The 24,649-nt window shown below is 67.7% G+C and carries 25 protein-coding genes; 15 read left to right on the forward strand and 10 right to left on the reverse strand.

Going from position 1 to position 24,649, the window contains the following annotated elements:
* Positions 1-2: 2 nt before the first annotated feature.
* The 3 genes from OIK44_RS17955 to OIK44_RS17965 all read left to right on the forward strand — a co-directional run bounded on the left by OIK44_RS17955 (position 3) and on the right by OIK44_RS17965 (position 2,018).
* Positions 3-674, forward strand: a complete 672-nt coding sequence (locus tag OIK44_RS17955) for a glutathione S-transferase (RefSeq protein ID WP_273672656.1) — start codon at positions 3-5, stop codon at positions 672-674.
* Positions 675-784: 110 nt separating this feature from the next.
* Entirely contained in the window at positions 785-1,561 is a 777-nt protein-coding gene (locus OIK44_RS17960; RefSeq protein WP_273672657.1) for a 5'-3' exonuclease, read from the forward strand.
* A gap of 43 nt (positions 1,562-1,604) precedes the next feature.
* Entirely contained in the window at positions 1,605-2,018 is a 414-nt protein-coding gene (locus tag OIK44_RS17965; protein WP_273672986.1) for a response regulator, read from the forward strand.
* Here OIK44_RS17965 and mnmA read toward each other — a convergent pair.
* Together mnmA and OIK44_RS17975 are read right to left on the reverse strand one after the other, a co-directional pair.
* Positions 2,001-3,107 (reverse strand): tRNA 2-thiouridine(34) synthase MnmA, encoded by a 1,107-nt coding sequence (gene mnmA / locus OIK44_RS17970; RefSeq protein WP_273672659.1) that lies wholly within the window; start codon positions 3,105-3,107, stop codon positions 2,001-2,003. The genes OIK44_RS17965 and mnmA overlap by 18 nt on opposite strands.
* A 26-nt stretch (positions 3,108-3,133) precedes the next feature.
* Complete coding sequence (locus OIK44_RS17975; protein ID WP_273672660.1) at positions 3,134-3,613, reverse strand: NUDIX hydrolase; 480 nt, start codon at positions 3,611-3,613, stop codon at positions 3,134-3,136.
* A 371-nt stretch (positions 3,614-3,984) separates the two neighbouring features.
* Here OIK44_RS17975 and OIK44_RS17980 point away from each other — a divergent pair, with 371 nt between their 5' ends.
* From OIK44_RS17980 to OIK44_RS17990, 3 genes are all read left to right on the forward strand, one after another.
* Positions 3,985-5,097, forward strand: a complete 1,113-nt coding sequence (locus tag OIK44_RS17980) for a Re/Si-specific NAD(P)(+) transhydrogenase subunit alpha (RefSeq protein ID WP_273672662.1) — start codon at positions 3,985-3,987, stop codon at positions 5,095-5,097.
* Between the two features lie 86 nt (positions 5,098-5,183).
* Positions 5,184-5,519, forward strand: coding sequence for an NAD(P) transhydrogenase subunit alpha part 2 (locus OIK44_RS17985; RefSeq protein ID WP_273672987.1), 336 nt, complete (start codon positions 5,184-5,186; stop codon positions 5,517-5,519).
* Positions 5,516-6,976 carry an NAD(P)(+) transhydrogenase (Re/Si-specific) subunit beta gene (locus OIK44_RS17990; protein ID WP_273672663.1) on the forward strand — a complete coding sequence of 487 codons (1,461 nt, stop codon included), beginning with the start codon at positions 5,516-5,518 and terminating at the stop codon, positions 6,974-6,976. The genes OIK44_RS17985 and OIK44_RS17990 overlap by 4 nt, the downstream gene beginning before the upstream one ends.
* Here the strand turns inward: OIK44_RS17990 and OIK44_RS17995 are convergent.
* Positions 6,973-7,932 carry a GGDEF domain-containing protein gene (locus tag OIK44_RS17995; protein ID WP_273672664.1) on the reverse strand — a complete coding sequence of 320 codons (960 nt, stop codon included), beginning with the start codon at positions 7,930-7,932 and terminating at the stop codon, positions 6,973-6,975. The genes OIK44_RS17990 and OIK44_RS17995 overlap by 4 nt on opposite strands.
* A gap of 134 nt (positions 7,933-8,066) precedes the next feature.
* Here OIK44_RS17995 and OIK44_RS18000 point away from each other — a divergent pair, with 134 nt between their 5' ends.
* A complete protein-coding gene (locus OIK44_RS18000) occupies positions 8,067-9,089 on the forward strand; it encodes a M20/M25/M40 family metallo-hydrolase (protein ID WP_273672666.1) in 1,023 nt (340 codons plus the stop codon).
* Positions 9,090-9,110: 21 nt separating this feature from the next.
* Here OIK44_RS18000 and OIK44_RS18005 read toward each other — a convergent pair whose 3' ends face one another.
* From OIK44_RS18005 to OIK44_RS18020, 4 genes are all read right to left on the reverse strand, one after another.
* The gene (locus tag OIK44_RS18005; RefSeq protein ID WP_273672668.1) at positions 9,111-10,256 is read right to left on the reverse strand and encodes an FAD-dependent monooxygenase; all 1,146 of its coding nucleotides are present in this window, start codon (positions 10,254-10,256) and stop codon (positions 9,111-9,113) included.
* Positions 10,253-11,587 (reverse strand): aminopeptidase P N-terminal domain-containing protein, encoded by a 1,335-nt coding sequence (locus OIK44_RS18010; RefSeq protein WP_273672670.1) that lies wholly within the window; start codon positions 11,585-11,587, stop codon positions 10,253-10,255. The genes OIK44_RS18005 and OIK44_RS18010 overlap by 4 nt, the downstream gene beginning before the upstream one ends.
* Complete coding sequence (gene murU / locus OIK44_RS18015) at positions 11,584-12,291, reverse strand: N-acetylmuramate alpha-1-phosphate uridylyltransferase MurU (protein WP_273672673.1); 708 nt, start codon at positions 12,289-12,291, stop codon at positions 11,584-11,586. Before murU ends, OIK44_RS18010 begins: the two co-directional genes overlap by 4 nt.
* 63 nt (positions 12,292-12,354) lie before the next feature.
* Positions 12,355-13,413 (reverse strand): aminoglycoside phosphotransferase family protein, encoded by a 1,059-nt coding sequence (locus OIK44_RS18020; protein ID WP_273672675.1) that lies wholly within the window; start codon positions 13,411-13,413, stop codon positions 12,355-12,357.
* A 98-nt stretch (positions 13,414-13,511) separates the two neighbouring features.
* Here OIK44_RS18020 and OIK44_RS18025 point away from each other — a divergent pair, with 98 nt between their 5' ends.
* The 4 genes from OIK44_RS18025 to rsmA all read left to right on the forward strand — a co-directional run bounded on the left by OIK44_RS18025 (position 13,512) and on the right by rsmA (position 19,099).
* Positions 13,512-15,737 (forward strand): LPS-assembly protein LptD, encoded by a 2,226-nt coding sequence (locus OIK44_RS18025; protein ID WP_273672677.1) that lies wholly within the window; start codon positions 13,512-13,514, stop codon positions 15,735-15,737.
* A 106-nt stretch (positions 15,738-15,843) separates the two neighbouring features.
* Positions 15,844-17,202: a peptidylprolyl isomerase gene (locus tag OIK44_RS18030; protein ID WP_273672680.1), complete on the forward strand. Its 1,359-nt coding sequence runs from the start codon at positions 15,844-15,846 to the stop codon at positions 17,200-17,202.
* Positions 17,203-17,206: 4 nt separating this feature from the next.
* Positions 17,207-18,289, forward strand: a complete 1,083-nt coding sequence (gene pdxA / locus OIK44_RS18035; RefSeq protein WP_273672683.1) for a 4-hydroxythreonine-4-phosphate dehydrogenase PdxA — start codon at positions 17,207-17,209, stop codon at positions 18,287-18,289.
* A gap of 30 nt (positions 18,290-18,319) precedes the next feature.
* Positions 18,320-19,099 (forward strand): 16S rRNA (adenine(1518)-N(6)/adenine(1519)-N(6))-dimethyltransferase RsmA, encoded by a 780-nt coding sequence (gene rsmA, locus OIK44_RS18040; RefSeq protein ID WP_273672684.1) that lies wholly within the window; start codon positions 18,320-18,322, stop codon positions 19,097-19,099.
* A gap of 219 nt (positions 19,100-19,318) precedes the next feature.
* Here the strand turns inward: rsmA and OIK44_RS18045 are convergent, their stop codons facing one another.
* On the reverse strand, positions 19,319-19,954 hold the full coding sequence (locus OIK44_RS18045) for a hypothetical protein (protein WP_273672686.1): 636 nt from the start codon (positions 19,952-19,954) through the stop codon (positions 19,319-19,321).
* A gap of 67 nt (positions 19,955-20,021) precedes the next feature.
* A complete protein-coding gene (locus OIK44_RS18050) occupies positions 20,022-20,612 on the reverse strand; it encodes a hypothetical protein (protein WP_273672687.1) in 591 nt (196 codons plus the stop codon).
* 250 nt (positions 20,613-20,862) lie between these two features.
* Here OIK44_RS18050 and OIK44_RS18055 point away from each other — a divergent pair, with 250 nt between their 5' ends.
* Both OIK44_RS18055 and hrcA read left to right on the forward strand, forming a co-directional pair.
* Positions 20,863-21,570: an HAD family hydrolase gene (locus tag OIK44_RS18055; RefSeq protein ID WP_273672689.1), complete on the forward strand. Its 708-nt coding sequence runs from the start codon at positions 20,863-20,865 to the stop codon at positions 21,568-21,570.
* 79 nt (positions 21,571-21,649) lie between these two features.
* A complete protein-coding gene (gene hrcA, locus OIK44_RS18060) occupies positions 21,650-22,666 on the forward strand; it encodes a heat-inducible transcriptional repressor HrcA (RefSeq protein WP_273672690.1) in 1,017 nt (338 codons plus the stop codon).
* Between the two features lie 42 nt (positions 22,667-22,708).
* Here hrcA and fur read toward each other — a convergent pair whose 3' ends face one another.
* Positions 22,709-23,137, reverse strand: coding sequence for a ferric iron uptake transcriptional regulator (gene fur, locus OIK44_RS18065; RefSeq protein WP_273672691.1), 429 nt, complete (start codon positions 23,135-23,137; stop codon positions 22,709-22,711).
* Positions 23,138-23,213: 76 nt separating this feature from the next.
* On the opposite strand from fur, the gene OIK44_RS18070 reads away from it, so the two are divergent.
* Together OIK44_RS18070 and dapB are read left to right on the forward strand one after the other, a co-directional pair.
* Entirely contained in the window at positions 23,214-23,813 is a 600-nt protein-coding gene (locus OIK44_RS18070) for an outer membrane protein assembly factor BamE (protein ID WP_273672692.1), read from the forward strand.
* 16 nt (positions 23,814-23,829) lie between these two features.
* Positions 23,830-24,639, forward strand: coding sequence for a 4-hydroxy-tetrahydrodipicolinate reductase (gene dapB, locus OIK44_RS18075; protein WP_273672693.1), 810 nt, complete (start codon positions 23,830-23,832; stop codon positions 24,637-24,639).
* Positions 24,640-24,649: the final 10 nt, after the last annotated feature.

A 24,649-nucleotide genomic window follows, 5' to 3' on the forward strand; every position in this document is an offset into this window, starting at 1 on the left:
CCATGATCGTTGTCCACCATCTCAACAACTCGCGCTCGCAGCGCGTGCTCTGGCTGCTCGAAGAACTGGGGCTGGGCTACCAGGTCAAGCGCTACGAGCGCGACCCGAAAACCATGCTGGCGCCGGCTTCGCTGCGCGCCGTCCACCCGCTCGGCAAGTCGCCCGTCATCACGGATGGCGCGGACACGGTGGCCGAGTCCGGCGCCATCGTCGAGTATCTGCTCGAGCGCTACGGCCAGGGCCGCCTGGCGCCGGCCGCCGGCACGCCGGAGCGCCTGCGCTGGACTTACTGGTTGCACTTTGCCGAGGGGTCGGCGATGGGGCCGCTGCTGATGAAATTGGTGTTCGACAAGGTCGAGAGCGGTCCGATGCCCTTCTTCGTGCGGCCGATCGCGCGGGCCATCGCGCGCAAGGTTAAGAAGGGTTTCATCACCCCGAACCTGGTCCAGCAGCTCGATTATATGGAGGCTGAGCTGGGCCGGGCGGAATGGTTCGCCGGCGCCGACTTTTCCGCCGCCGACATCCAGATGAGCTTTCCGCTGGAGGCTGCGGCCGCCCGCGGCGGCCTCGACGCGGGCCGGCCGAAGCTGATGGATTTCCTGCGGCGTATCCATGCGCGCCCCGCCTACCAGCGCGCGCTGGAGCGCGGCGGCCCCTACGAACTGCTGAAGTAGGGCCGCCAGCCGGGGACAGACCACGATTTCCGAGAAATAGTTTCCTGGAAATCGTGGTCTGTCCCCACCGGGAGGTAAAATGCGCGATTCCACCGCTACCCACTCACCGCATGGCCAGACTACTCGCTATCGACGGCTTGAACATCGTGCGCCGCGTCTACGAGGCGAGCCCGGAGCCGGATTCGGCCGAGAAGGCCGACATCGCGCTGCGCCACGCCCTGTCCTCGTTCAAGAAGCTCATCAACGGCCACGCGCCCACCCATGTGCTGCCGGCCTTCGACTTCGGCGGCCCGACCTGGCGCCACGCGCTCTACGCCGGCTATCGCGAGGGCCGCGCGCCCATGCCGGCCGAGCTGCGCGCGGCGTTGCCGGCCTTCTATGAGAAGCTGGCCGGCTTCGGCCTGCGCGTCGTCGTCATCCCCGAGGTCGAGGCCGACGACGTCATCGGCACGGCCGTCATGCGCTGGCTGCACGAGGGCCGTGGCGATGCCGTCGTCGCCAGCACGGACAAGGATTTGCACGGCCTGATCGCCTACGGCGCGCTGCTGTGGGACCATTTCAAGGGAGAATGGCACGACCACGCCTGGGTCGAGCGCAAGTTCGGCGTGCCGCCCGAGCTGCTGCCGGACTTGCTGGCGCTGATGGGCGACGTCACTGACAGCATCCCCGGCGTTTCCAAGGTCGGCCTGAAGACGGGCGCGAAGCTGTTGCGCGCCTACGGCAACCTGGACGCGGTGATGGCCGGCGCCGGCATTTTGAAGGGGCCGCTGGGAGAAAGGCTGCGGAAAGAACGCGATATACTGTATCTTTCTCGTCAATTGGTGCAATTAAAGACGGACGTGCGCCTCGGCGTGACGTGGAATATGCTCGCATGGGACCACCATTGACGGCGCGTCTGGACAACAACGTACAGTATTGGGATTTTCTATGATGTTAAAAGCGGTTCTCATCGACAGCAGCGCCATCTCGCGCGGCCTGCTGAACACGGTCCTGACCGACGGCGGCTACGACGTCTGCGGCCAGACCCACACCAGCGCGCTGGGCCTGGCCCTGCTGGTCAAGCACCACCCGCACTTCGTCTGCATCGCGCGCGAGCTGGTCGAGGACGGCAGCAAGGTGGTCGAGGCCATCCGCGCGCAGTGGCCGAAAACCTTGATCTTCATGGTTTCGGCCGGCATCGACGCCGCCTCGCTGCAGGCGGCCCACGCCAGCGGCGTCAGCGGCTTCATCGTCAAGCCCTTCAACGCCGACACGGTGCTGAAGACGATACGCAACACCGTCATCGCGATGGTGCGCAAGCAGCAGCAGGCCAGCGCCGCCGCCGGGTCAGGCCAGGCCGGTTGAGGCGGCGATGATGCCGCCGCCCAGGCAGACGTCGCCGTCGTACAGCACGGCCGACTGGCCCGGCGTGACGGCCCACTGGGCGTCCGTGAAGCGCAGCGCGAAGTCGCCGGCGCCGTCCGGCGTCAGCGCGCAGGCGACGTCGGCCTGGCGGTAGCGGGTCTTGGCCGCCAGCGCGCGCGGCGCCGGCGCGGCCCCGGCGATCCAGCTGGCCTGGTCGGCCGTCAAGGCCGACGACAGCAGCCACGGGTGGTCGTGGCCCTGCACCACGTACAGGGTGTTGCTGGCGATGTCCTTGCGCGCCACATACCAGGCGTCGCTGCTGCCGTCGGCGTTCTGGTAGGACTTGACGCCGCCGATGCCGATGCCCTTGCGCTGGCCCAGCGTGTAGAAGCTCAGGCCGACGTGCTCGCCGACGGTCTTGCCGTCGGCCGTCTTCATCGGCCCCGGTTGATACGACAGGTAGCGGTTGAGGAATTCGCGGAAGGGGCGCTCGCCGATGAAGCAGATGCCGGTCGAATCCTTCTTCTGCGCGTTCGGCAGCGCCAGCTTGGCGGCGATCTGGCGCACCTCGGTTTTCGGGATTTCGCCCAGCGGGAACAGCGTCTTCGACAGCTGCGCCTGGTTCAAACGGTGCAGGAAATAGCTCTGGTCCTTGCTGGCGTCGACGGCCTTGAGCAGCTCGAAGCGTTCGCCGGCCTGGCGCACGCGCGCGTAGTGGCCGGTGGCGATCAAGTCGGCGCCCAGGTGCATGGCGTGGTCGAGGAAGGCCTTGAACTTGATTTCGGCGTTGCACAGCACGTCCGGGTTGGGCGTGCGGCCGGCCTGGTATTCGCGCAGGAATTCGGCGAACACGCGGTCCTTGTATTCGGCCGCGAAGTTGACGGCCTCGATGTCGACGCCGATCACGTCGGCCACGCTGGCCGCGTCGATCCAGTCCTGGCGCGAGGAGCAGAATTCGGAGTCGTCGTCGTCTTCCCAGTTTTTCATGAACAGGCCGATCACCTCGTAACCCTGTTCCTTCAACATCCACGCCGCGACCGAGGAGTCGACCCCGCCTGACATGCCGATCACGACTTTTTTCTTGCTCATCTTGCTATTCCAAATAATTTGTTGTGTCACTCGCCGTTGAAGACGGAGGCGTGCGTGTGCAGCAGTCCCAGCGGCGCGCGCCGCCCTTCCAGGTATTCGTCCACGCATTGCAGCATCAGCGGGCTGCGGTGGCGCTCCGGGCAGGCCGCCATCTCGTCGCGCGACATCCACAGCGTGCGGATGATGCCGTCGTCGAGCGGGCGGTCGTGCCGCTGGCCGACCTCGCCGCAGAAGGTGAAGCGCAGGTACGTCACGTCCAGCCCGGTGCGCGACGAGCGGTAGCGCGACATATACATGCCCACCAGCGCCGTCGGCGTGAAATCGTGCGCCGTCTCCTCCAGCGTTTCGCGGACCACCGCCTGCTCCAGCGATTCGAAGGGGTCCAGGTGGCCGGCCGGCTGGTTCAGGCGGATGCCGTCGCTGGTCTCTTCTTCCACAAGCAAAAACAGGCCGTCGCGTTCGATGATGGCGGCGACGGTGACAGAGGGTTTCCAGATTCTCGGCATGGTTCCATCCTTGAAAGAGCCGACATTTTAGCCTGTTCTGGGCGCCCGGTTCCGGCTGCCGTGCGGCCGGCGCGCGGACCATTTGATAAATGACAATGTTTCCGTCAAAAATCTGTGGTCTATTGCCGGGGCGCCGGTCGCGGCGCGGGGCGGCGCCCGCCATGGCGGGAGGCGGGCGCGCGGGCGGCGGCGAAAGTGTTGTTTATCGGTGCCTGCGCCGCCCGTGGCGGGCCGCGCGCCGGGCAGGCGGGGGCGCGCCGGCGGCGCGGCCAAGTAGTGGCCGCCCCCTAATAGTTGCCCGGCCAAAAAGATTTTCTTGCGTACTTTCCGTGGTAGATTCTAGTCAGTTTATCAATCTTTGGAGGCATTTCATGAGAATAGGCATACCGGCCGAAACACGGCCCGGTGAAACCCGGGTCGCTGCGACGCCCGAGACGGTCAAGAAGCTCGCGGCCAAGCACGAAGTCATCGTCCAGGCGGGCGCGGGCGTGATGGCCTCCGCGGTGGACGAGGCCTATGTGGCCGCCGGCGCGCGCATCGGCAGCGCCGCCGAGGCCTTCGGCTGCGGCGTCGTGCTGAAGGTGCGCGCGCCCAGCGCCGAGGAGCGCGCCCTGATGGCGTCCGGCAGCGTGCTGATCGGCATGCTGAACCCCTTCGACGCCGACAACATCGCGGCGATGGCGGCGCACGGCCTGTCCGCGTTCGCCCTGGAGGCGGTGCCGCGCATCACCCGCGCCCAGTCGATGGACGTGCTGTCCTCGCAGGCCAACATCGCCGGCTACAAGGCGGTGATGGTGGCGGCCAACACCTACCAGCGCTTCATGCCGATGCTGATGACGGCGGCCGGCACGGTGAAGGCGGCGCGCGTGCTGATCATGGGCGTCGGCGTGGCCGGCCTGCAGGCGATCGCCACGGCCAAGCGCCTGGGCGCCGTCATCGAGGCGTCCGACGTGCGCCCGCCGGTGAAGGAGCAGGTCGAGTCGCTGGGCGCGAAATTCATCGACGTGCCCTTCCTGACGGACGAGGAGCGCGACATCGCCAAGGGCTCGGGCGGCTACGCGCGGGCCATGCCGGCCGACTGGATGCGCCGCCAGGCCGAGCTGGTGCACGAGCGCGCCAGGCAGGCCGACATCATCATCACCACCGCGCTGATCCCCGGCCGGCCGGCGCCCGTGCTCATCGCCGAGGACACCGTGAGGGCCATGAAGCCCGGTTCGGTGATCGTCGACCTGGCCGTCGAGCAGGGCGGCAACTGCCCGCTGTCGGAGCTGGGCAAGACCGTCGTCAAGCACGGCGTCTTCATCGTCGGCGAGCCGAACCTGGCGACGCTGGTGGCGGCCGACGCGTCGGCGCTGTACGCGCGCAACGTGCTCGACTTCATGAAGCTCATCGTCGACAAGGACCATGCGCTGGTGATCGACCGCGAGGACGAGATCATCAAGGCCAGCCTGGTGTGTGCGGGCGGCGAGGTGCTGCGCAAATAGGGCGCGGCGGCGGCAATGCGGACGGGCCGCGGGCCTGTCATTCTCAGATCGGGTAAAAGGAAGGCATTATGGACGCAAATGAATTCATGCAGGTCAGTCATACCATCACCAACCTCATCATCTTCGTGCTGGCGATTTACGTCGGCTACCACGTCGTCTGGACCGTCACGCCGGCGCTGCACACGCCGCTGATGGCCGTCACCAACGCCATCTCGGCCATCATCATCGTCGGCGCCATGCTGGCCGCCGGCCTCACCGAGGGGGCGGTCGGGCAGATCGCCGGCACGCTCGCCGTGGCGCTGGCCGCCGTCAACGTGTTCGGCGGCTTCCTCGTCACCCAGCGCATGCTGGAAATGTTCAAGAAGAAGGCGCCCAAGGCGCTCGCCGCGCCGCAGGCCAAGCAGCAGGGGGAGGCGGCATGAACTTCATCACCATGAACACCGTGACGATGCTCTACCTGATCGCCTCGGTGTGCTTCATCCAGGCCCTGAAGGGCTTGTCCTCGCCGGCCACGGCGCGCCGCGGCAACGCCTTCGGCATGTCCGGCATGGCCATCGCGGCGCTGACGACGGTGGCGCTGATCTTCAAGCTGCAGTCGCTGCAAAGCGCCGGCCAGGGCATCGGCTTCGGCCTCGTCATCCTCGGCATCGTGGTTGGCGGCGGCATCGGCGCCTACCTGGCGAAAACCGTCGAAATGACGAAAATGCCGGAACTGGTGGCGGCGATGCACTCGCTGATCGGCCTGGCGGCCGTCTGCATCGCCGTCGCCGCCGTGTCCGAACCATGGGCCTTCAACATCGCCCGGCACGGCGAGGCGCTGCCGATCGGCAACCGCTTCGAGCTGTTCATCGGCACCTTCGTCGGCGCCATCACCTTCTCCGGCTCCGTGATCGCCTTCGGCAAGCTGTCGGGCAAGTACAAGTTCCGCCTGTTCCAGGGCGCGCCCGTCAGCTTCCAGGGCCAGCACATGCTGAACCTGGCGCTGGCGCTGGCGATGCTCGGCTTCGGCCTGGTGTTCTGCTTCACGCCGGGCGCGGCGCCGGCCTGGGCGCCCTTCCTCGTGATGGCGGCGATCGCCTTCGCGCTGGGCGTGCTGATCATCATCCCCATCGGCGGCGCCGACATGCCGGTCGTCGTCTCCATGCTCAACAGCTATTCCGGCTGGGCCGCGGCCGGCATCGGCTTTTCGCTGAACAACTCGATGCTGATCATCGCCGGCTCGCTGGTCGGCTCGTCCGGCGCGATCCTGTCCTACATCATGTGCAAGGCGATGAACCGCTCCTTCTTCAACGTGCTGCTGGGCGGCTTCGGCGGCGATACGGCGGCCGCGGCCAGCGGCGGCGCGGCCGAGCAGCGCCCCGTCAAATCGGGCTCCGCCGACGACGCCGCCTTCCTGATGGGCAACGCGGAAACCGTCATCATCGTGCCCGGCTATGGCCTGGCCGTGGCGCGCGCCCAGCACGCGCTCAAGGAGCTGGTCGAGAAGCTGGGCCACAAGGGCGTCATCGTCAAGTACGCGATCCACCCGGTGGCCGGGCGCATGCCCGGGCATATGAACGTGCTGCTGGCCGAGGCCGAGGTGCCCTACGACCAGGTGTTCGAGATGGAGGACATCAACAGCGAGTTCGGCCAGGTCGACGTGGTGCTGGTGCTGGGCGCCAACGACGTCGTCAACCCCGCCGCGAAAGACCCGAAATCGTCGATCGCCGGCATGCCCATTCTGGAGGCGTACAAGGCCAAGACCGTCATCGTCAACAAGCGCTCGATGGCGGCCGGCTACGCGGGCCTGGACAACGAGCTGTTCTACATGGACAAGACCATGATGGTCTTCGGCGACGCCAAGAAGGTCATCGAGGACATGGTCAAGGCGGTCGACTAGGGGGTAGCCAGCGGCGCCGCCTTGGCTTCATGCGGCAGCGGCGCCGTGGCGACGCGGTCGCGGCCGCCATGCTTGGCCCGGTACAGGGCCTTGTCGGCGTCCGACAGCGCGCCGTCGAAGCTGCCGCCGGGCGCCAGCTTCGCCAGGCCGATGCTGATCGTCACCGCCAGCGGCGTGCCGTCCGGCGCCGTGGTGCGGGTGGCGGCGACGGCGCGGCGCACGCGCTGGGCGATCTGCACGGCCTGCTCCAGCGTGGCGTCGGGGAATAGCAGGCCGAATTCCTCGCCGCCCAGGCGGGCCGCCATGTCGGTCAGCCGGCCCGCCTCGCGGATCGCCTGCGAGACGGCGCGCAGCACGGCGTCGCCGGCCGCGTGGCCGTATTGGTCGTTGATGCTCTTGAAATGGTCGATGTCGGCCACGCCCACCGTCAGCGGCGCGCTGCTGCGGGCGATGCGCGCCTGCGCCTGCGCCGCCGCCGCCTCGAAGGCGCGCCGGTTCGGCAGCCCCGTCAGCGCGTCGCACATGGCTTGCTGTTCGAGCTGGGCCAGCAGGCTGGCGTTCTTCTCTTCCATGGCGCGCTGGGCCCGCACGTCGAGCATGAAGGCGCCGAAATAGCGCCGCCCGCCGATATGGCCCAGGTCGATCGACTTCATTTCGATGGGGATCAGGTGGCCGTCGCGGTGGCGGATGGCGAAGGTGCGCACCTTGCCCAGCACGCTGGAGACGCGGTTCGCCTCGATGTAGCCGTTGACGTAGGCCGTGTGGTGGGCGCCCAGCGAGTCGGGCAGCAGGCCGTCCAGGTCCTGCCCCAGCAGTTCGCCGCCGCCGTAGCCGCTGAGTTTTTGCATGGCGCCGTTCAGGTAGCGGATGTGGCAATGATCGTCGATGATAATGACGGCGTCCATCGAGTCGTCGAGCAAACGGGAGAGGAGAATTGCGGGCAGAGCGTCTGTCATGGAGCGTGCGCCAGTTATCAGGTATCTTGCATTGTCTCACCGGAAACGATTGAGTGCTCGTTCGGCCGACGCTTTCTTTTCACTGCCGCGCCGCGATGCGCTATGCTGACGCGTTTTGACGGCGCCGGGCGAGCATGAAGAAAATCCTCTTGAGCATGATCCTGGCGGCGGGCGCGTCGGCCCTGTACCTGGCGCTGGCGCAGTCGGCGGAGGAGGCGCGCATGGCGCGCCCGCTGCCGGGCGCCGCCCGCGATGCCGGCGGGCCGGTCGAACGGAGCGTGCTGCTCGACGACGTGCGCACGCTGGCCTCGGACGCCTTCGAGGGGCGCCGCACCGGCACGGCCGGCAGCCACCGGGCGCGCGCCTATCTGCGCGAGCGCTTCGGCGCCATCGGCCTGCTGCCGTTCGGCGCCGACTACCTGCAGCCGTTCGCCTTCAGCACGCGCAGCGTGGCCAATCTGTTCACGCCGGGGCGGCCCTACCGCACCGCGTATGCCGACGCCGCCAACATCGTCGGCTACATCCGCGGCAGCGCCGCGCCGCAGCGCTATCTGGTGGTGTCGGCCCATTACGACCACCTCGGCGTGCGCGGCGGCAAGCTGTATCCTGGCGCCGACGACAACGCCTCCGGCGTCGCGGCGATGCTGGCCATCGCCAGCTATTTCAAGGCCCACCCGCCGCGCCATTCCGTGCTGTTCGCCGCCTTCGACGCCGAGGAACTGGGTTTGCAGGGCGCGCGCGCCTTCGTGGCGGCGCCGCCGGTGCCGCGCGCGCAGCTGCGCGCCAACCTGAACCTGGACATGTTGGCGCACAACGACAGCAACGAGATCTTCGTCGCCGGCACCTATCCGTGGCCGGCCCTGAAACCGCTGCTGGCGCAGGCGGCCGCGCGCAGCAGCGTGCGGGTGCTGCTCGGGCACGACCGGCCGCTGCTGGCGGCCGGCCTGGTGGAGAGCTGGAACGATAGCTCGGACCATGCGCCGTTTAACGAGGCCGGCATCCCCTTCCTGTATTTCGGCGTCGCCGACCACGCCGACTACCACGCGCCCAGCGACACCTACGCGCACATCAACGCGGCGTTTTTCGTCCGCGTCAGCAATCTGCTGGTGGATGTGGCGGCGCGCATGGAGCGCGAGCTCGACAGCATTTCGCCCTAGTCCGGGGCGGCGCCGGCCCCGTCAGCGGCGGCCGTACATCATCAGCTCGGCCAGCAGCCTGCGCGCCGGGCCGACGGCGTCGATCAGGCCCAGCGAGGCGCCCAGCAGCGTCTGCAGCGGGCCGCCGCCCGTGAAGGCGCGCGCCATCGTGTCGGTCAGGCGCACGGTCAGGTCGCGGTCGGGCTGGCGCTGCGCGGCGAACTGCGCCAGCGCGGCCGGGCTGGCGTCGCGCGCCAGCAGGCGCGCCAGCACGGCGGCGTCGCGCAGCCCCAGGTTCATGCCCTGGCCGGCGACCGGGTGCAGGGTTTGCGCGGCGTTGCCGATGGCCACCGAGCGGGCGCTGGCGGCCGGGCCGGCGTTCAGGCCGAGCGGGTAGGCGAAGCGCGCCGAGGTCGCCGTGAAGCGCCCCAGCCGGCCGCCGAAGGCCAGTCCGAGCTGGGCCAGGAAGGCGGCGTCGTCGAGCGCCAGCAGTTGCGCGGCGCGCGCCGGCGGCACGCACCAGACCAGGGCGTAGCTGTCGCCCTGCGGCAGCAGCGCCAGCGGGCCGTCGTCGGTGAAGCGCTCGAAGGCGCGCCGCGCTTGCATCGCGCTGACCTGGATCTGGGCGATGATCGCGCTTTGCCGGTAGTCGCGGCGCACGGCGCGCTCCTGCTGGTCGCCGAACAGGCCGCCTTCGGCCTGCACCACCAGCGCTGCGCGCAGCGCCCGCGGGCCGGCCGCGCCCTCGTCTAGCGTCAGCGTGACGGCGTCGCCGTCCTCGGCGGCGCCGCGCACCAGGGCCGGGCGCAGCGTGGCCACGCCCAGCTGGGCGCAGACGGCGCCCAGCGCCGTGACGACGGCGCCGTAGCAGGCGACGTAGCCGAGCGCTTCGACGCCGTGCTCGGCGCGGTCGATCAGGCTGCGGCCGAAGCGGCCGCGGCGCGAGACGTGGATTTGTTCGATGCCGGTGGCGGCGATCGGCCAGGCGCCGATGCGTTCGAGGATCTGGCGGCTGCCGTGCGACAGCGCGATCGAGCGCGGGTCGTCGCTGGCCTGCGCCAGCGTTTTGGCGTCGAGCAGGCCGACGCGCTGCGGCGCGGCGCCCTGCTGCACCAGCAGGGCGGCCAGCGCCATGCCGACCGGGCCGGCGCCGCAGATGGCGATGTCGAGATTGTCTATGGTGTTCATGCGTTTTCTTGCATCAGTTGTTCGATGGCGGCGACGCTTTTCGGCGCCTCCCCGCTCAGCACGGCGTGGCCGTCGGCCGTGACGAGGACGTCGTCCTCGATGCGGATGCCGGTGTGCCAGAATGCCTCGGGCACGCCGGCGGCCGGGCGCACGTAGAGGCCGGGTTCGACGGTCAGCGTCATGCCCGGCTGCAGCGGCCGCCACGGCTTGCCCTCGCGCGCCGTTTCGCGGTAGGCGCCGACGTCGTGCACGTCCATGCCCAGCCAGTGGCCGGTGCCGTGCATGTAGAACTGCAGATAGCTCTGGTTGGCGATGACGTCGTCGGCGTTGCCGGCCTTGTCCCTGTCGAGCAGGCCCAGGTCGAGCATGCCCTGGGCCAGCACGGCCAGCGCGGCGGCGTGGATGGCCTGGTAGCGCTGGCCCGGCCGCACGGCGTCCAGGGCCGCCGCCTGCGCCGCCAGCACCAGCTCGTACAACTGCCGCTGCGGCGCGCTGAAGCGGCCGTTGGCCGGATAGGTGCGGGTGATGTCGGCGGCGTAGCCGTCCAGCTCGCAACCGGCGTCGATCAGCACCAGCTCGCCGTCGCGCACGAGGGCGTTGTTGGCGTGGTAGTGCAGCACGCAGGCGTTGGCGCCGGCCGCGACGATCGGGCTGTAGGCGGGAAACTGCGCGCCGTTGCGGCGGAATTCGTAGAGCAGTTCCGCCTCGATCGCGTATTCGCGCATGCCGGGACGGGTCGCGCGCATGGCCCGCGCGTGCGCCTGGCCGGAGATGGCGCAGGCGCGCCGCATGGTGGCCTGTTCGCCGTCGTCCTTGAACAGGCGCATTTCGTCGAGCAGGCCGAGGACGTTGTGCACGACGGCCGGGGCGGTGACGCCGCTGCGCGCCTGGCGCTTGACGTCGCCCAGCCACAGCTTGACGCGGGCGTCCAGCTCGGCGCTGCCGCCGTGCGCGTAATACAGGGCCGGCGCGTCGGCCAGCAGCTTGCCCATCTGCGCGTCCAGCTCGTCGATGGCGAAGGCGGCGTCGACGCCGCAAGCGAGGCGGGCGGCGTCGGGGCCGTGGCGGAAGCCGTCCCAGATTTTCCGCTCGCTGTTTTTCTCGCGGCAGAACAGGATGCTGCGGGCCGGCCCGCGCGCGCCGCCGGCCACCAGCACCAGCACGCTCTCGGGTTCGCCGAAGCCGCTCAGGTAGTAGAAATAGCTGTCGTGGCGGTAGGGGTAGTCGCAGTCGCTATTGCGCGTGACTTCGGGCGCCGTCGCGAGCACCGCCACGCCGCCCGGCGCCATCTGGGCCAGCAGGGCGGCGCGGCGGGCCGCGTGGGCCGTCATGGCGCCGTCCCGCCGTTCAGCGCGGCCAGGTCGGCGGCCGTGCCGACGTTGGCCCAGGCGCCCGCGTAGACTTCGCCGCCGACGCGGCCCAGTTCGGCGTACTGGCGGATCAGCGGGCCCAGCTTGGCGTGGCTGCCGGCGGCGATGCCGTCGAACATTTCCGGGCGGTAGACGCCGATGTTGCCGAAGGTCCAGCGCGGCGCGCCGTCGTTGTTCAGCGCGTACAGGGTCAGGCCGAAGTCGCCGTCCGGGTGGTAGGGCGGATTGTCGACCAGGTACAACCAGGCGATGTCGCGCTGCTCGGCCGGGTAGGGATTGCCCAGCACGTCCTTGTCGGCCAGCACGTCCTTGACCTGGGCGAAGTCGAAGTAGGGGATGTAGATGTCGGCCGAGACGGCCAGGAAGGGTTCCTCGCCGAGCAGGTGGCGGGCCTGGGCGATGGCGCCGGCCGTCTCCAGCGCCTGCGCTTCGGGCGAATAGCGTATCGCCGCGCCGAACTGGCTGCCGTCGCCCAGCGTCTGTTCGATCAGCCCGCCCAGGTGGGCGTGGTTGACGATGATGTCGGTGATGCCGGCGCGCACCAGGTTCAGCACGTGCCAGACGATCAGCGGGCGGCCGCGCACCTTCAGCAGCGGTTTGGGGCAGGTGTCGGTGAGGGGACGCATCCGCTCGCCGCGTCCGGCGGCGAAAATCATGGCTTTCATGGGGGGCTCGTAATGTGGGTGTGGGGGGGCGGCGCGGCCGGCGGGCGGCGCGCGCGCAGCGTCTTAGAAGGTGTAGCCGACTTCCGGCGCCTTGTTCTCCAGCGCGTCGAGCAGGCGCACCAGCGGCTTCAGCTCCTTGTAGCGGTTGGCGGTCTTGCGCACGTAGTCGAGCACGATCGGCAGGTCGCCCATGAAGGTGGCCTTGCCGTCGCGGTAGTTCAGGCGGGTGAACAGGCCGAGGATTTTCAGGTGGCGCTGCAGGGCCATGAACTCGAAGTCGCGGTAGAACGCGTCGATGTCCGGATTCACCGGCAGGCCGGCCTTCTTGGCCCGCTGCCAGTAGCGGATCACCCAGTCGAGCACCATTTCCTCGTCCCACTGGATATAGGCGTCGCGCAGCAGCGAGGCCAGGTCGTAGGTGACGGGGCCGTAGACGGCGTCCTGGAAGTCGAGGATGCCGGGGTTGCCCTCGTCCATCCACATCAGGTTGCGCGAATGGTAGTCGCGGTGCATGAAGACCTGCTGCTGGGCCAGCACGTTGGCGCTGATCGCCTCGAACACGGCGTCGAGCTGGGTCTGCTGGGCCGGCGTCAGCGTCGCGCCCAGATGGCGGCCGATGTACCATTCGGGGAACAGATTCATTTCGCGCAGCACGAAGGCGCGGTCGAACTCGGGCAGCACGCCGGGCTGGCTGCGCTGCTGGATCTTGACGAGCGCCTCCAGCGCCTCGGCGTACAGCACGGCGGCGTTGTCGTGGTCGAGCACCTGCAGGTAGGTGCGCGTGCCCAGGTCGGACAGCAGCAGAAAGCCCCGTTCCAGGTCTTGCGCGACGATGGCGGGCACGGACACGCCGGCCTCGGCCAGCAGCGCGGCCACCTTGACGAAGGCGGCGACGTTCTCGCGCTCGGGCGGCGCGTCCATGACAATCAGCGTGGCGCCGTGCGCCGCCCGGGTGGCCGGCAGGGCGTCGACGCGGAAGTAGCGGCGGAAGCTGGCGTCGCTCGAAGCGGGGCGCGCCGACGCCGGCAGCACCAGGTTCAAATCGCTCAGCCAGGCTTGCAATAGGGTCAGACGGGCGTCGGCGGTGGCCGGCGCGGCGGATAAAGTGGGGGTGATGGACATAAAGCGACCTGTGGAATCTGGGGGAAGGTGAAGATTCCCATATAATAAGGGATTCAAATCAAAAAAGCGCCTGCCATGGTGTTTCAACCCTTCAATTCATGAGCTGGTTTACAGCCCCCCCCTCGTCGCAGCGCCGGGCTTTCGCCCTGAGCGCCCTGGCCGCCGCGCTGGCCGCCGTGCCTGGCCACGCCTTCGCGCAGAAGCGCCCGCCACGCGTCGACGACAAGAACGCGCCGACGGTTTTGCGCGCCGAACACATCGAAGGCCGCCCGGAGCGCGAGCTGACGCTGCAACGCGAAGCCGTGGTCACGCGCGACCAGACCAAGCTGAACGCCGACACGGCCTGCTACAAGATGGTCGAGGACGAGGTCGACGCCAGCGGCAAGGTGCGGCTGTGGCGCTTCGGCGACTACTACACGGGCGATTTGCTCAAGCTGAACATGGAGACGGGCCGCGGCTTCGTCCTCAAGCCGACCTATAAGATCGCCACCAGCAACGGCCAGGGCAAGGCTGAGCGCGTCGACTTCATCAATCCGGAGGAAGCCGTCGTCGTCGACGGCACCTACAGCACCTGCGAGGGCGAGAACCCGGACTGGTATCTGAAGTCGAGCACCCTGAACCTGGACACCGGGCGCGACGTCGGCACCGGCGGCAAGACCATCGTCTACTTCAAGAACGTGCCCATCCTGGGCACGCCGGCGATCTCGTTCTCGCTGTCGGGCGCGCGCCGCTCCGGCTGGCTGGCGCCGACGGTGGGTTTCGCCTCGAAGAACGGCCTGGACCTGACGATGCCCTATTATGTCAACATCGCGCCGAACCGCGATCTGACGCTGTACCCGCGCTATATCCAGCGGCGCGGCCTGCAACTGGGCGCCAACGGCCGCTACATCGGCGAGACGGCGGCCGGCAGCTACGCCGGCGAGACGCTGATCGAATACCTGCCGCGCGACCGCCTGTACAAGGGCGACCGCTACGCGCTGACCTCGTCGCACCTGCAGGCGCTGGCGCCGGGCCTGAGCTACGGCTGGAATGTGCGCACCGCCTCCGACGACGACTATCCGAGCGACTTCTCGAAGACCGTCGCCAGCAGCGCCGAGCGGCAGCTGCTGCGCGAGATTTACAGCGAATACCGCGGCGAATACTGGAATTTGACGGCGCGCGCGCAGAACTACCAGGTGCTGCAAGACCCGACGCTGTTCGTGCCGCGCCCGTATGACCGCCTGCCGTCGCTGAACCTGCACGTGGGCCGCTTCGATGTCGGCGGCTTCGACTGGGCCGTCGACGCCGAGCTGACGCGCTTCTGGCACCCCGACCAGGTGCGCGGCAACCGCGCCGTCGTCGTGCCGCAGCTGAGCTACCCCTTCATCCGCCCCGGCTACTTCATCACGCCCAAGCTGATGTTGCACGCCAGCGCCTACCAGCTCGACGACAACGTCGTCAGCAACAGCCAGTTCAAGGACCGCGCGCCGACGCGCGCCGTGCCCACCGTTTCCGTCGACAGCGGCCTGGTGTTCGAACGCGACGCCAAGCTGTTCGGCCGCGCCGTCACGCAGACGCTGGAGCCGCGCCTGTTCTTCGTCTACACGCCGTACCGCGAGCAGAGCGGCTTGCCCCTGTTCGACACGGCCGACGCCGGTTTCACGCTGGCCCAGTTGTTCAGCGAAAACCGCTTCGTCGGCGCCGACCGCATCGGCGACACCAAGCAGGTGACGGCGGCGCTGACCTCGCGCTTCCTCGAACCGAGCGGCGCCGAGCGCTTGCGCCTGACCTTCGGCCAGCGCTATTATCTGACCGAACAAAAGGTGCAACTGGGCGCGACCTCGCCGAACACGCCGAGCCGTTCCGACATGCTGCTGGCGGCCGCCGGGCGCATCTCGGAAACCTGGGGCTTCGACAGCGCGCTGCAGTACAATGCCAGCGACCGCCGCATGATCAGCGGGAACTACAGCCTGCAGTGGCAGCCGGGGCCGAAGAAGGTGCTCAACGTCGGCCAGCGCAACTACCGCGGCAGCTTCAAGAACACCGAGGTGTCGGCCCAGTGGCCGCTGTCGTCGCGCTGGTATGGCGTGGGCCGTATCAACTACTCGGTGCTCGACAAGCGTATCATCGAAAGCCTGGTCGGCCTCGAATACAAGCGCGACTGCTGGGTCTTCCGCATGGGCGCGCAGCGCTTCGTGACGACCGCGAAGAGCGTGTCGACGCCGATTTTCTTCCAGCTCGAACTGATCGGCCTGTCGAGCAACCTGGGCTTCGGCAGCAACGCACTGGAGGTCTTGTCGACGAAGATCCCCGGTTACCAAAGGCTCAGTCCGGCCACCCGCTAACACCGGAACTTGCGCCGCCGGCCAGGCTCTGACAGCTGGCCGGCGGCGGCGGTTTTTTTATCCACCTGAACTCATGAGCGCTCTACACATTATGCGGAATGCCAGTATGCACCAACTCAAAATTGCAGCGGTTTTGCTGTGCGCCCTGTCCGGCGCCACGGCCACCAGTGTCTGGGCGCAGGACGCCAAGGCGGCCCCGGCGGCGGCCAAGGGCTTCGTCCCGGCCGGCGCCAACGCGATCGATTCCATCCTCGTCGTCGTCAACGACGACGTCATCACGCGCAACGAACTGGCGGCCCGCATCGAATCCGTGGAGCGGCGCATGAAGGCGCAGAACGTGGCCCTGCCCGAGCCGGCCGACTTGCGCCGCCAACTGCTCGAACGCATGATCGTCGAGCGCGCGCAGATGCAACTGGCCAAGGAGATGGGCGTGCGCGTCGACGACGCCACGCTGGACCGCGCCATCGGCCGCATCGCCGAGCAGCAAAAGCTCACCGTGCAGGACTTGCGCAACCAGATGGAAAAAGAGGGCACCACCTTCGCCGCCTTCCGCGAAGATATCCGCGACGAGATCATCATGCAGCGCCTGCGCGAGCACGAGGTCGACGCCAAGCTGCAGATTTCCGAGGCCGAGGTGGACAGCTTCATGGCCGCCGAGCAGGCCGCCGCGCGCGAGCAGGTCGAGCTGAACCTGGCGCAAATCATGGTGCGCATCCCCGACAACGCGACGCCCGAGCAGATCGGCGCCCGCAAAGCCCGCGCCGAGGAGGTGATGCGCCAGTTGCGCACCGGCGCGGACTTCGCCAAGATGGCCGGCACGTATTCGGACGCGGCCGACGCGCTGAAGGGCGGCGAGATCGGCTGGCGCAGCCCCGAGCGGCTGCCGCCGCTGTTCGCCGAGCAACTGGGCAAGCTGAAGCCGGGCCAGGTCACCCCCATCATCAAGAGCGCCGGTGCCTTCCACATCCTGAAGCTGGTCGACAAGCGCAGCGCCGCCGAGGCCCAGGCCACCGCGGCCGTGCAGCAGACGCGCGCGCGGCACATCCTGATCGCGGTGACGCCGACGATGTCGGCCGCCGACGCCAAGCGCAAGCTGGCCGAGTTGAAGGAGCGCCTCGACAACAAGACCGCCAAGTTCGAGGAGCTGGCGCGGCTGTTCTCGACGGACAGCACGGCCGCCAAGGGTGGCGAGCTGGGCTGGTTGTACCCGGGCGACGCCCTGCCGGAGTTCGAGGCGGTTATGGATGGCTTGCAGCCGGGCCAGGTCAGCAACCCCGTCGAAACGAGCTTCGGCATCCACCTGATCGAGGTGCTGGAGCGCAAGAGCGACGACGTGTCGAAGGAAAAACAGCGCGCCGCCGCCCGCAACGCGCTGCGCGAGCGCAAGCTCGTCGACGCCACCGAGGATTGGCAGCGCCAGGTGCGCGACCGCGCCTACGTGGAAATGCGCGGCGACGACAAGTAAGCCCATGAGCGAGCCCACCAGCGCCCGGAGCGTTCCGGGGCGCGCCGCGGCGCGTCCCGTCATCGCCGTCACCGTCGGCGAGCCGGCCGGCATCGGCCCGGAAATCGCCCTGCGCGCCGCCTGGGCGCTGCGCCAGCGCGTCAACTGCGTGCTGCTGGGCGACGCCGCCTTCCTGGCGCTGACGGCCAGCCTGATCGATCCCGCCATGCAATTGGCGGCGCTGTCGCTGCAGGCGCTGCGCCACGGCGGCCTGCCGCACTTCGGCCCGGGCCGCCTGGCCGTCGTCGACGTGCCGCTGGCCGCGCACGTCGTGCCCGGCGTGCTCGACAAGGAAAACGGCCGGGCCGTGCTGGCCACGCTGGACGCCGCCGTCGAGGGCGTCGCGGCCGGCCGCTTCGACGCCATCGTCACGGCGCCGCTGCAAAAAAGCACCATCAACGACGCCGGCGTGGCCTTTTCCGGCCACACGGAATACCTGGCCGGGCAAACCAACACGGCCCAGGTCGTGATGATGCTGGCCGGCGAACCGGGCGGCGGCGCCGCGCCGCTGCGCGTGGCGCTGGCCACCACCCACCTGCCGCTGGCCGGGGTGGCGGCGGCCATCACGCCGGCCGGCCTGGCGACGACGCTGGACATCATCGACGCCGACCTGCGGCGCAAATTCGGCATCGCCGCGCCGCGCATCCTCGTGGCCGGCCTGAACCCGCACGCGGGCGAGGGCGGCTACCTGGGGCGCGAGGAAATCGACACGATCGCGCCGGCCATCGCGGCGGCGCGGGCGCGCGGCATCGACGCCCGCGGCCCGTATCCGGCCGATACCCTGTTCCAGCCGAAATACCTTTGCGAGGCCGACTGCGTGCTGGCCATGTACCACGACCAGGGCTTGCCGGTGCTGAAGTACGCGACCTTCGGGCACGGCGTCAACATCACGCTGGGCCTGCCGCTGATCCGCACCTCGGTCGACCACGGCACGGCGTTGGACCTGGCCGCGCAAGGGCTGGGCCTGGCCGACTGCGGCAGCATGGAGGCGGCCATCGACACGGCCGTGCACATGGTGCGCGCGTCCCGCAACAACGGCGCCGGCTGATTTGCCGCGTCCCACCAACAGAAGACCATCATGAAACACATTGCCCGCAAGCGCTTCGGCCAGAATTTCCTGCACGATAAATACGTGCTCGACGACATCACGGCCGCCATCGCGCCCCAGCCCGACGACAGCCTCGTCGAAATCGGCCCCGGCCTGGGCGCGATGACGGAGCAGCTGCTCAAGCGGCTCGACAAAATGCACGTCGTCGAACTCGACCGCGACCTCGTCGCGCGCCTGGAAAAGACCTTCAACCCGGCCAAGCTGACGATACACGCCGGCGACGCGCTGCAATTCGACTTCGGCGCGCTGCCCGTGGCCGAGGGCAAGAAGCTGCGCGTCGTCGGCAATCTGCCGTACAACATCTCCAGCCCGCTGCTGTTCCACCTGGCCGACTTCGCCGCGCAGGTGCAGGACCAGCACTTTATGCTGCAAAAGGAAGTCGTCGAGCGCATGGTGGCCGAGCCGGGTAGCAAGGCCTACGGGCGCTTGTCGGTGATGCTGCAGTGGCGCTACGACATGAGCTTGCTGTTCATCGTGCCGCCGACGGCCTTCGACCCGCCGCCCAAGGTCGAGTCGGCGATCGTGCGCATGGTGCCGGTGGCGCAGCGCCTGGCCTGCGACCAGGCGACGCTGGAAGCGGTCGTCATGAAGGCGTTCTCGCAGCGCCGCAAAGTGATCCGCAACTGCCTGGCCGGCATGTTCACGGAAGCGCAGATCGCCGCGGCCGGCATCGATCCGACGCTGCGCCCGGAGACGGTGGGCCTGGCCCAGTACGTGGCGCTGGCCAACCTGCTGCAGCCGCCGGTCTGAGCGTTGCCGGGCGGGTAAGCTTGAGGGGCGAGTTTGCCGTTCAAGCGCGCTCTGCCAGGCAATTTTCGGGCAAAAAAAAGCCCGCTGGTGAAAGCGGGCTAAATCCAATTCTTGGAAGAGTTGGAGGAGACAGATGCAGTATGCTGCATCGCCGCATATAACTCCAATTTATATTTCAAATACCAATCATTCGATATTTGAATATCTCTCCCCGCGCCTTTATTTCGGCGTGCACTTCACTTCCAGCGTCTTGACAGGTCCGTCCGGCATGATGCCGGCGCCGCTGGCGGCGCTCACGGTGCAATTGACCGTCAGCGGCTTGGCTGTCGCCGGCGGCGGCACGATAGGCGGGATAGGCACAACCTGAACGTTGTACGGCGCGTCATAGTAGACCGGCGCCGCGAAGGCGAACGGGGTCAACTTGCTGGCGTCCGCGCCGCCCGTCACGTCGACGGTGCCGACGGTGCCGTTGGCGAGGCGGATGATCTGGCCGGGCGGCAGGCCCTCCACGGTGCCGCTGAGGGAGTTGCTATTCAGGATGCAGCTGACCACGGCGGAAATGGAGGTGTAATGTCCGGCCGAGCCGGTATTGCCCGAAATGCCGCATTGCATGTGCTGTGCCGACTTCTCGATACGGATGTCATAGTTTTGGCCGTAGTCGGCGCGCTGCGAGAAGGTGAAGCTGGTGGCGCCTTTTTTCGGTTCGAGTATTTCGCCATTGTTCGACAGCTTCAGGCCGTCCTGAGTGAGGCCGATGATCACGCCGCTGACGTCGAAGGATTGCTTGCCGCCGCAGGCGGCGAGGCCCAGGGTGGCGGCCAGGATGGCGCTGGCGCGCAGGTAAGATAACTTCATGTAAGTCTCCAGGGAATAAGATGGGGAGGGCGCGGCCCGCGGGCCGCGCCGAAAGCGGGGAGGCGGCCTAGACCGGCTTCGGCACGCAGACGACCTTCACGTTGTTGATGGGATCTTTGCCCATCACGCCGCCGCCGTTCGTCACTTCGCATTTTTTGGCGGCGGGAATGGAGGCGGGCAGCAGGCTCACCGCGTAGGCGTCGCCGTCATCGACATCCTTGAGCGTGAACGGGCCGTTTTTCGTAATCGCCAGCGTTTCGGGCGCTTTCAGGATGGTCAGGCTCTCCGTCGCGTCCAGGCCGCTAACCTCGCCGCCCAGCGGGTGGTGTTCGGTGACGCAGGTCACCACGATGTTATTGACATTGTAGTTCGACGACTTGCCGCTGCCGCCCTGTACGGTGCAATGGGCCGCTTGCGGGTCCGTCTTGACCCTCACGTCGTACTGCGTGTCGGAGCCGATCAATTGGGTAAAGGTGAAGCCGCTGGCGCCTTTGGGCACCGGCGCCGTGGCGCTGCCGTTCATCAGCACGAGGCCGTCTTTTTTCAGGCCGACGACACTGCCGCCGAGGACCACGTTGCCATTGCCTTTGCCGCCGCACGCGGCCAAACCGGCGACGCAGGCCAGGGCGACGATCGTGCGCAGATACAAACTTTTCATACTTTCTCCAAAAAACGAATAAGGTCAAAGCGCAACTCGGATGCCGGCGCCGCGTGGTTCAAGGTTTTCGGCAGCCATTTTAGTCTATCCAGCAACATTGTTGCCCTGTCTCTTGTATCTCCCTGTAACAATTTTTTGCTTGAAGCGCCTTTGCGGCGCGGCGCCAGCGCAAAGGCGGCGGGGGGCCGCTGTCCGCCGCGCGGATAAATGCGACAATACCGCCATCTGTTGCGAACCCATTCTGCCGTTTATGCCCCCGATCCCCCCGAAAGCCATCCTGTTCGACCTCGACGACACCCTGTGGCCGATCGGCCCCGTCATCGCCCGCGCTGAGTTGCTATTGCACGACTGGCTGGGGCAGCACGCGCCCGGCGTGGCCCGGCAGTTCTCGATCGACGCGCTGCGCCAGCGTCGCCTGGCGCTGCTGGAAGAGCGGCCGCAGTTGCTCGTCGACCTGGGCGAGCTGCGCCGCATCGGCCTGCTGGCCGCCTTCGAGGCGGCCGGCGAGGACGTCGCCAAGGTCGAGCCGGCGATGGCGCTGTTCCAGGCCGCCCGCAATGCCGTCACGCCGTATGCGGACGTGTTGCCGGGCCTGGCGCGGCTGCGCGGCCGGGTCTTGCTCGGCTCGATCTCGAATGGCGTCGCCGACCTCGACGTGATCGGCATGGCCGGGCATTTCACGGTGTCGCTGGCGGCCAGGGAGTTCGGCCGCGCCAAGCCGGACCCGGCCATCTTCACGGCCGCCTGCGCGGCGCTGGGCGTGGCGCCGGCCGAGGCCGTGTATGTCGGCGACGATTTGCGGCTGGACGTGGCGGGGGCGCAAAACGCCGGCATGCGCGCGCTGTGGATGAACCGCCGCGCCAGCAGCGAGCACGTGGCGGCCGGCATCCGCCCGGACGCCATTTGCGCCTCATTTGACGATCTTCTGCGCTGGCTCGACGGCCACGCCGAAGAATGATGCGCCGGCGCGCCTGCCAGCGTGCATAATGGCGTTTCACACTGAGTAAACGCAGCCCGCGTCTGCCGAGAAGAGACTTATGCCACTCGATATCCGTGCCCAAACCCTGCTCAAAGCCTTGATCGAGCGCTACATCGCCGACGGCCAGCCGGTCGGTTCGCGGGCGCTGTCGAAAATTTCCGGCCTAGAGCTGTCGCCGGCGACCATCCGCAACATCATGGCCGACCTGGAGGAGCTCGGCTATGTGGCCAGCCCGCACACCTCGGCCGGGCGCATCCCGACGCCGCGCGGCTACCGCATCTTCGTCGACACGCTGCTGACGGTGCAGCACATCGACGAGCATTCGGTCGAGGCGGGCATGCGCCTGCAGTTCCAGCAGCCGCAGAAAATGATCGCCAACGCGGCGCAGATGCTGTCCTCGCTGTCGCAGTTCGCCGGCGTCGTGCTCAGCCCGCGGCGCGAGTCCGTGTTCCAGCAGATCGAGTTCCTGCGCCTGTCGGAAAAGCGCATCCTGCTCGTCATCGTCGGCCCGACGGGCGACGTGCAAAACCGCATGCTGCTGACGGAGGCCGACTACACGCCGGCGCAACTGGTGCAGTCGGCCAATTACATCAACCAGCATTACGGCGGCCTGTCCTTCGACGACGTGCGCATCCGCCTGCAGGGCGAGCTGCGCCAGTTGCGCGACGATATGGGGCGCTTGATGCAGGCGGCCGTCGAGGCCGGCAGCGAGGCGATGGCCGACCATTCGGACGACATGATCATCGCCGGCGAGCGCAATCTGCTCAGCGTCAGCGATTTGTCGTCGAATATGAGTTCGCTGCGGCAAATGTTCGACATGTTCGAGCAAAAGACGGGGCTGATGCAATTGCTGGACGTGTCGAGCAAGGCGACGGGGGTGCAGATTTTTATCGGCGGCGAATCGAACCTGGTGCCGATGGACGAGATGAGCGTCGTTACGGCGCCATACGAGGTCAACGGCAAGATCGTCGGGACCTTGGGGGTGATCGGGCCGACGCGCATGGCTTACGAGCGCGTGATCCCCATCGTCGACATCACGGCCAAGCTGTTATCGAACGCGCTCAGCCATCATTGAAGGGGGCGCTCGCCCGCCGGGGCCGCGCCGCCCCGACGCCGCTTAGGCCCGGTGCGGGCAGGCCGTCTTGACGCAGTTGCCGTAGATCGCCAGCGCGTGTTCGGCGATCTTGAAGCCGCGCGCCTCGGCCACGCGTTGCTGGCGCAGCTCGATCTCGTCGTCGAAAAACTCTTCGACGCGGCCGCAGTCCAGGCAGACCAGGTGGTCGTGGTGGGAACCTTCGTTGAGCTCGAAGATGGCCTTGCCGGTTTCGAAATGATTGCGGTTAAGCAAGCCCGCCTGCTCGAACTGGGTCAGCACCCGGTAGACGGTGGCCAGGCCGACGTCCATATTGTCCGCCAGCAAGACTTTGTAGACGTCTTCCGCCGTCAGGTGGCGGACGCTGCTGTTCTGGAAAATGTCCAGGATTTTCAGGCGGGGCAGGGTGGCTTTCAGGCCGCTGGCTTTGAGGTCGGTAGGATTGTTACTCATGTTTTGCTCGGAGTTGGTTCATGTGCTTTATCATATAGCGTTTTAGCACTTATGCTCAATCGAATTGAGGTCACTTATGCGCGTAACAACGGCTTTATCGCCATCTTTCTTGCACCGTATTCAATTTAAGGCGCCCTTGCTCGCCGGCCTGGTCTGTGCCGCGCTGGCAGTGTCCGGTTGTGCGAGCCGTGGCGCGCCGGCCGACAAGCCCGTCGCCGCCGACGGCGCGCAAACGACGTCGATCACGCCGCTGCAAAAGTTCCTGTGGATTTTCTCGCCCTACCGTCCGGTGATTCAGCAGGGTAACTTCATTTCGGAAGAGATGCTGGCGCAGCTGAAAGTGGGCCAGACCCGCGAGCAGGTGCGCTTCCTTCTCGGCACGCCCTTGCTGACCGATATCTTCCACGCCGAGCGCTGGGACTACCCGTTCCGCCTGGCCAAGGGCAACGGCGAGCTGACCACCAGCCGTGTCGTGGTCTTCTTCAAGGACGGCAAGGTGGAGCGCTTCGAGGGCGGCAATTTGCCGACCGAGAAGGAATACATCGCCCGCATCGCCGGCCCGGCCGTGGCCAAGGCCAAGGCCGAGGCCAAGACCGAGGCCAAGGTTGATCCGGCGCCGGCCGCCGCCGCGCCGGTTCCGGCGCCCGTCCCGGCCACGCCCGGCGCGACCAAATAATTCCGGGAGAGTAGCGATGACTGTACTGAAAATTGCCATTGCCGGCGCCGGCGGCCGCATGGGCCGCATCCTGATCGAAGCGATCGCCGAGGCGCCCGACGCGACGCTGGCCGGCGCCCTCGACGTTGCCGGCGCGCCCGGCATCGGCCAGGACGCCGCCGCCTTCCTCGGCAAGCCGGCCGGCGTGCCCATCGCCGTCGAGCTGGCCGAAGGCCTGGCGGGCGCCGACTACCTGATCGACTTCACCCGTCCGGAAGGCACGCTGCGGCACCTGGCGTATTGCGCCGAGCACGGCATCAAGATGATCATCGGCACCACCGGTTTCGACGCCGCCGGCAAGGCGGCCATCGCCGCCGCCGCCGAGAAGACGGCCATCATGTTGGCGCCGAACATGAGCGTCGGCGTCAACGTCACGCTGAAGCTGCTGGAACTGGCGGCGAAAAGCCTGTCCGAGGGCTACGACATCGAAATCATCGAGGCGCACCACCGCTACAAGGTCGACGCGCCGTCCGGCACCGCCCTGAAGATGGGCGAAGTGGTGGCCGACGCCCTGGGCCGCGACTTGAAGGATTGCGCCGTCTACGGCCGCGAAGGCGTCACCGGCGAGCGCGACCCGTCGACGATCGGCTTTGCGACGGTGCGCGGCGGCGACATCGTCGGCGACCACACGGTGCTGTTCGCCGGCATCGGTGAGCGTATCGAAATCAGCCACAAGTCCAGCAGCCGGGTCACCTACGCCCACGGCGCGTTGCGCGCCGCGCGCTTCCTGGCCGACAAGGCCAATGGCCTGTACGACATGCAGGACGTGCTGGCGCTGAAGCGCTAAGCGGAAATCC

The organism is Janthinobacterium fluminis (assembly GCF_028595325.1).
GTDB classification, from domain to species: domain Bacteria; phylum Pseudomonadota; class Gammaproteobacteria; order Burkholderiales; family Burkholderiaceae_D; genus Janthinobacterium; species Janthinobacterium fluminis.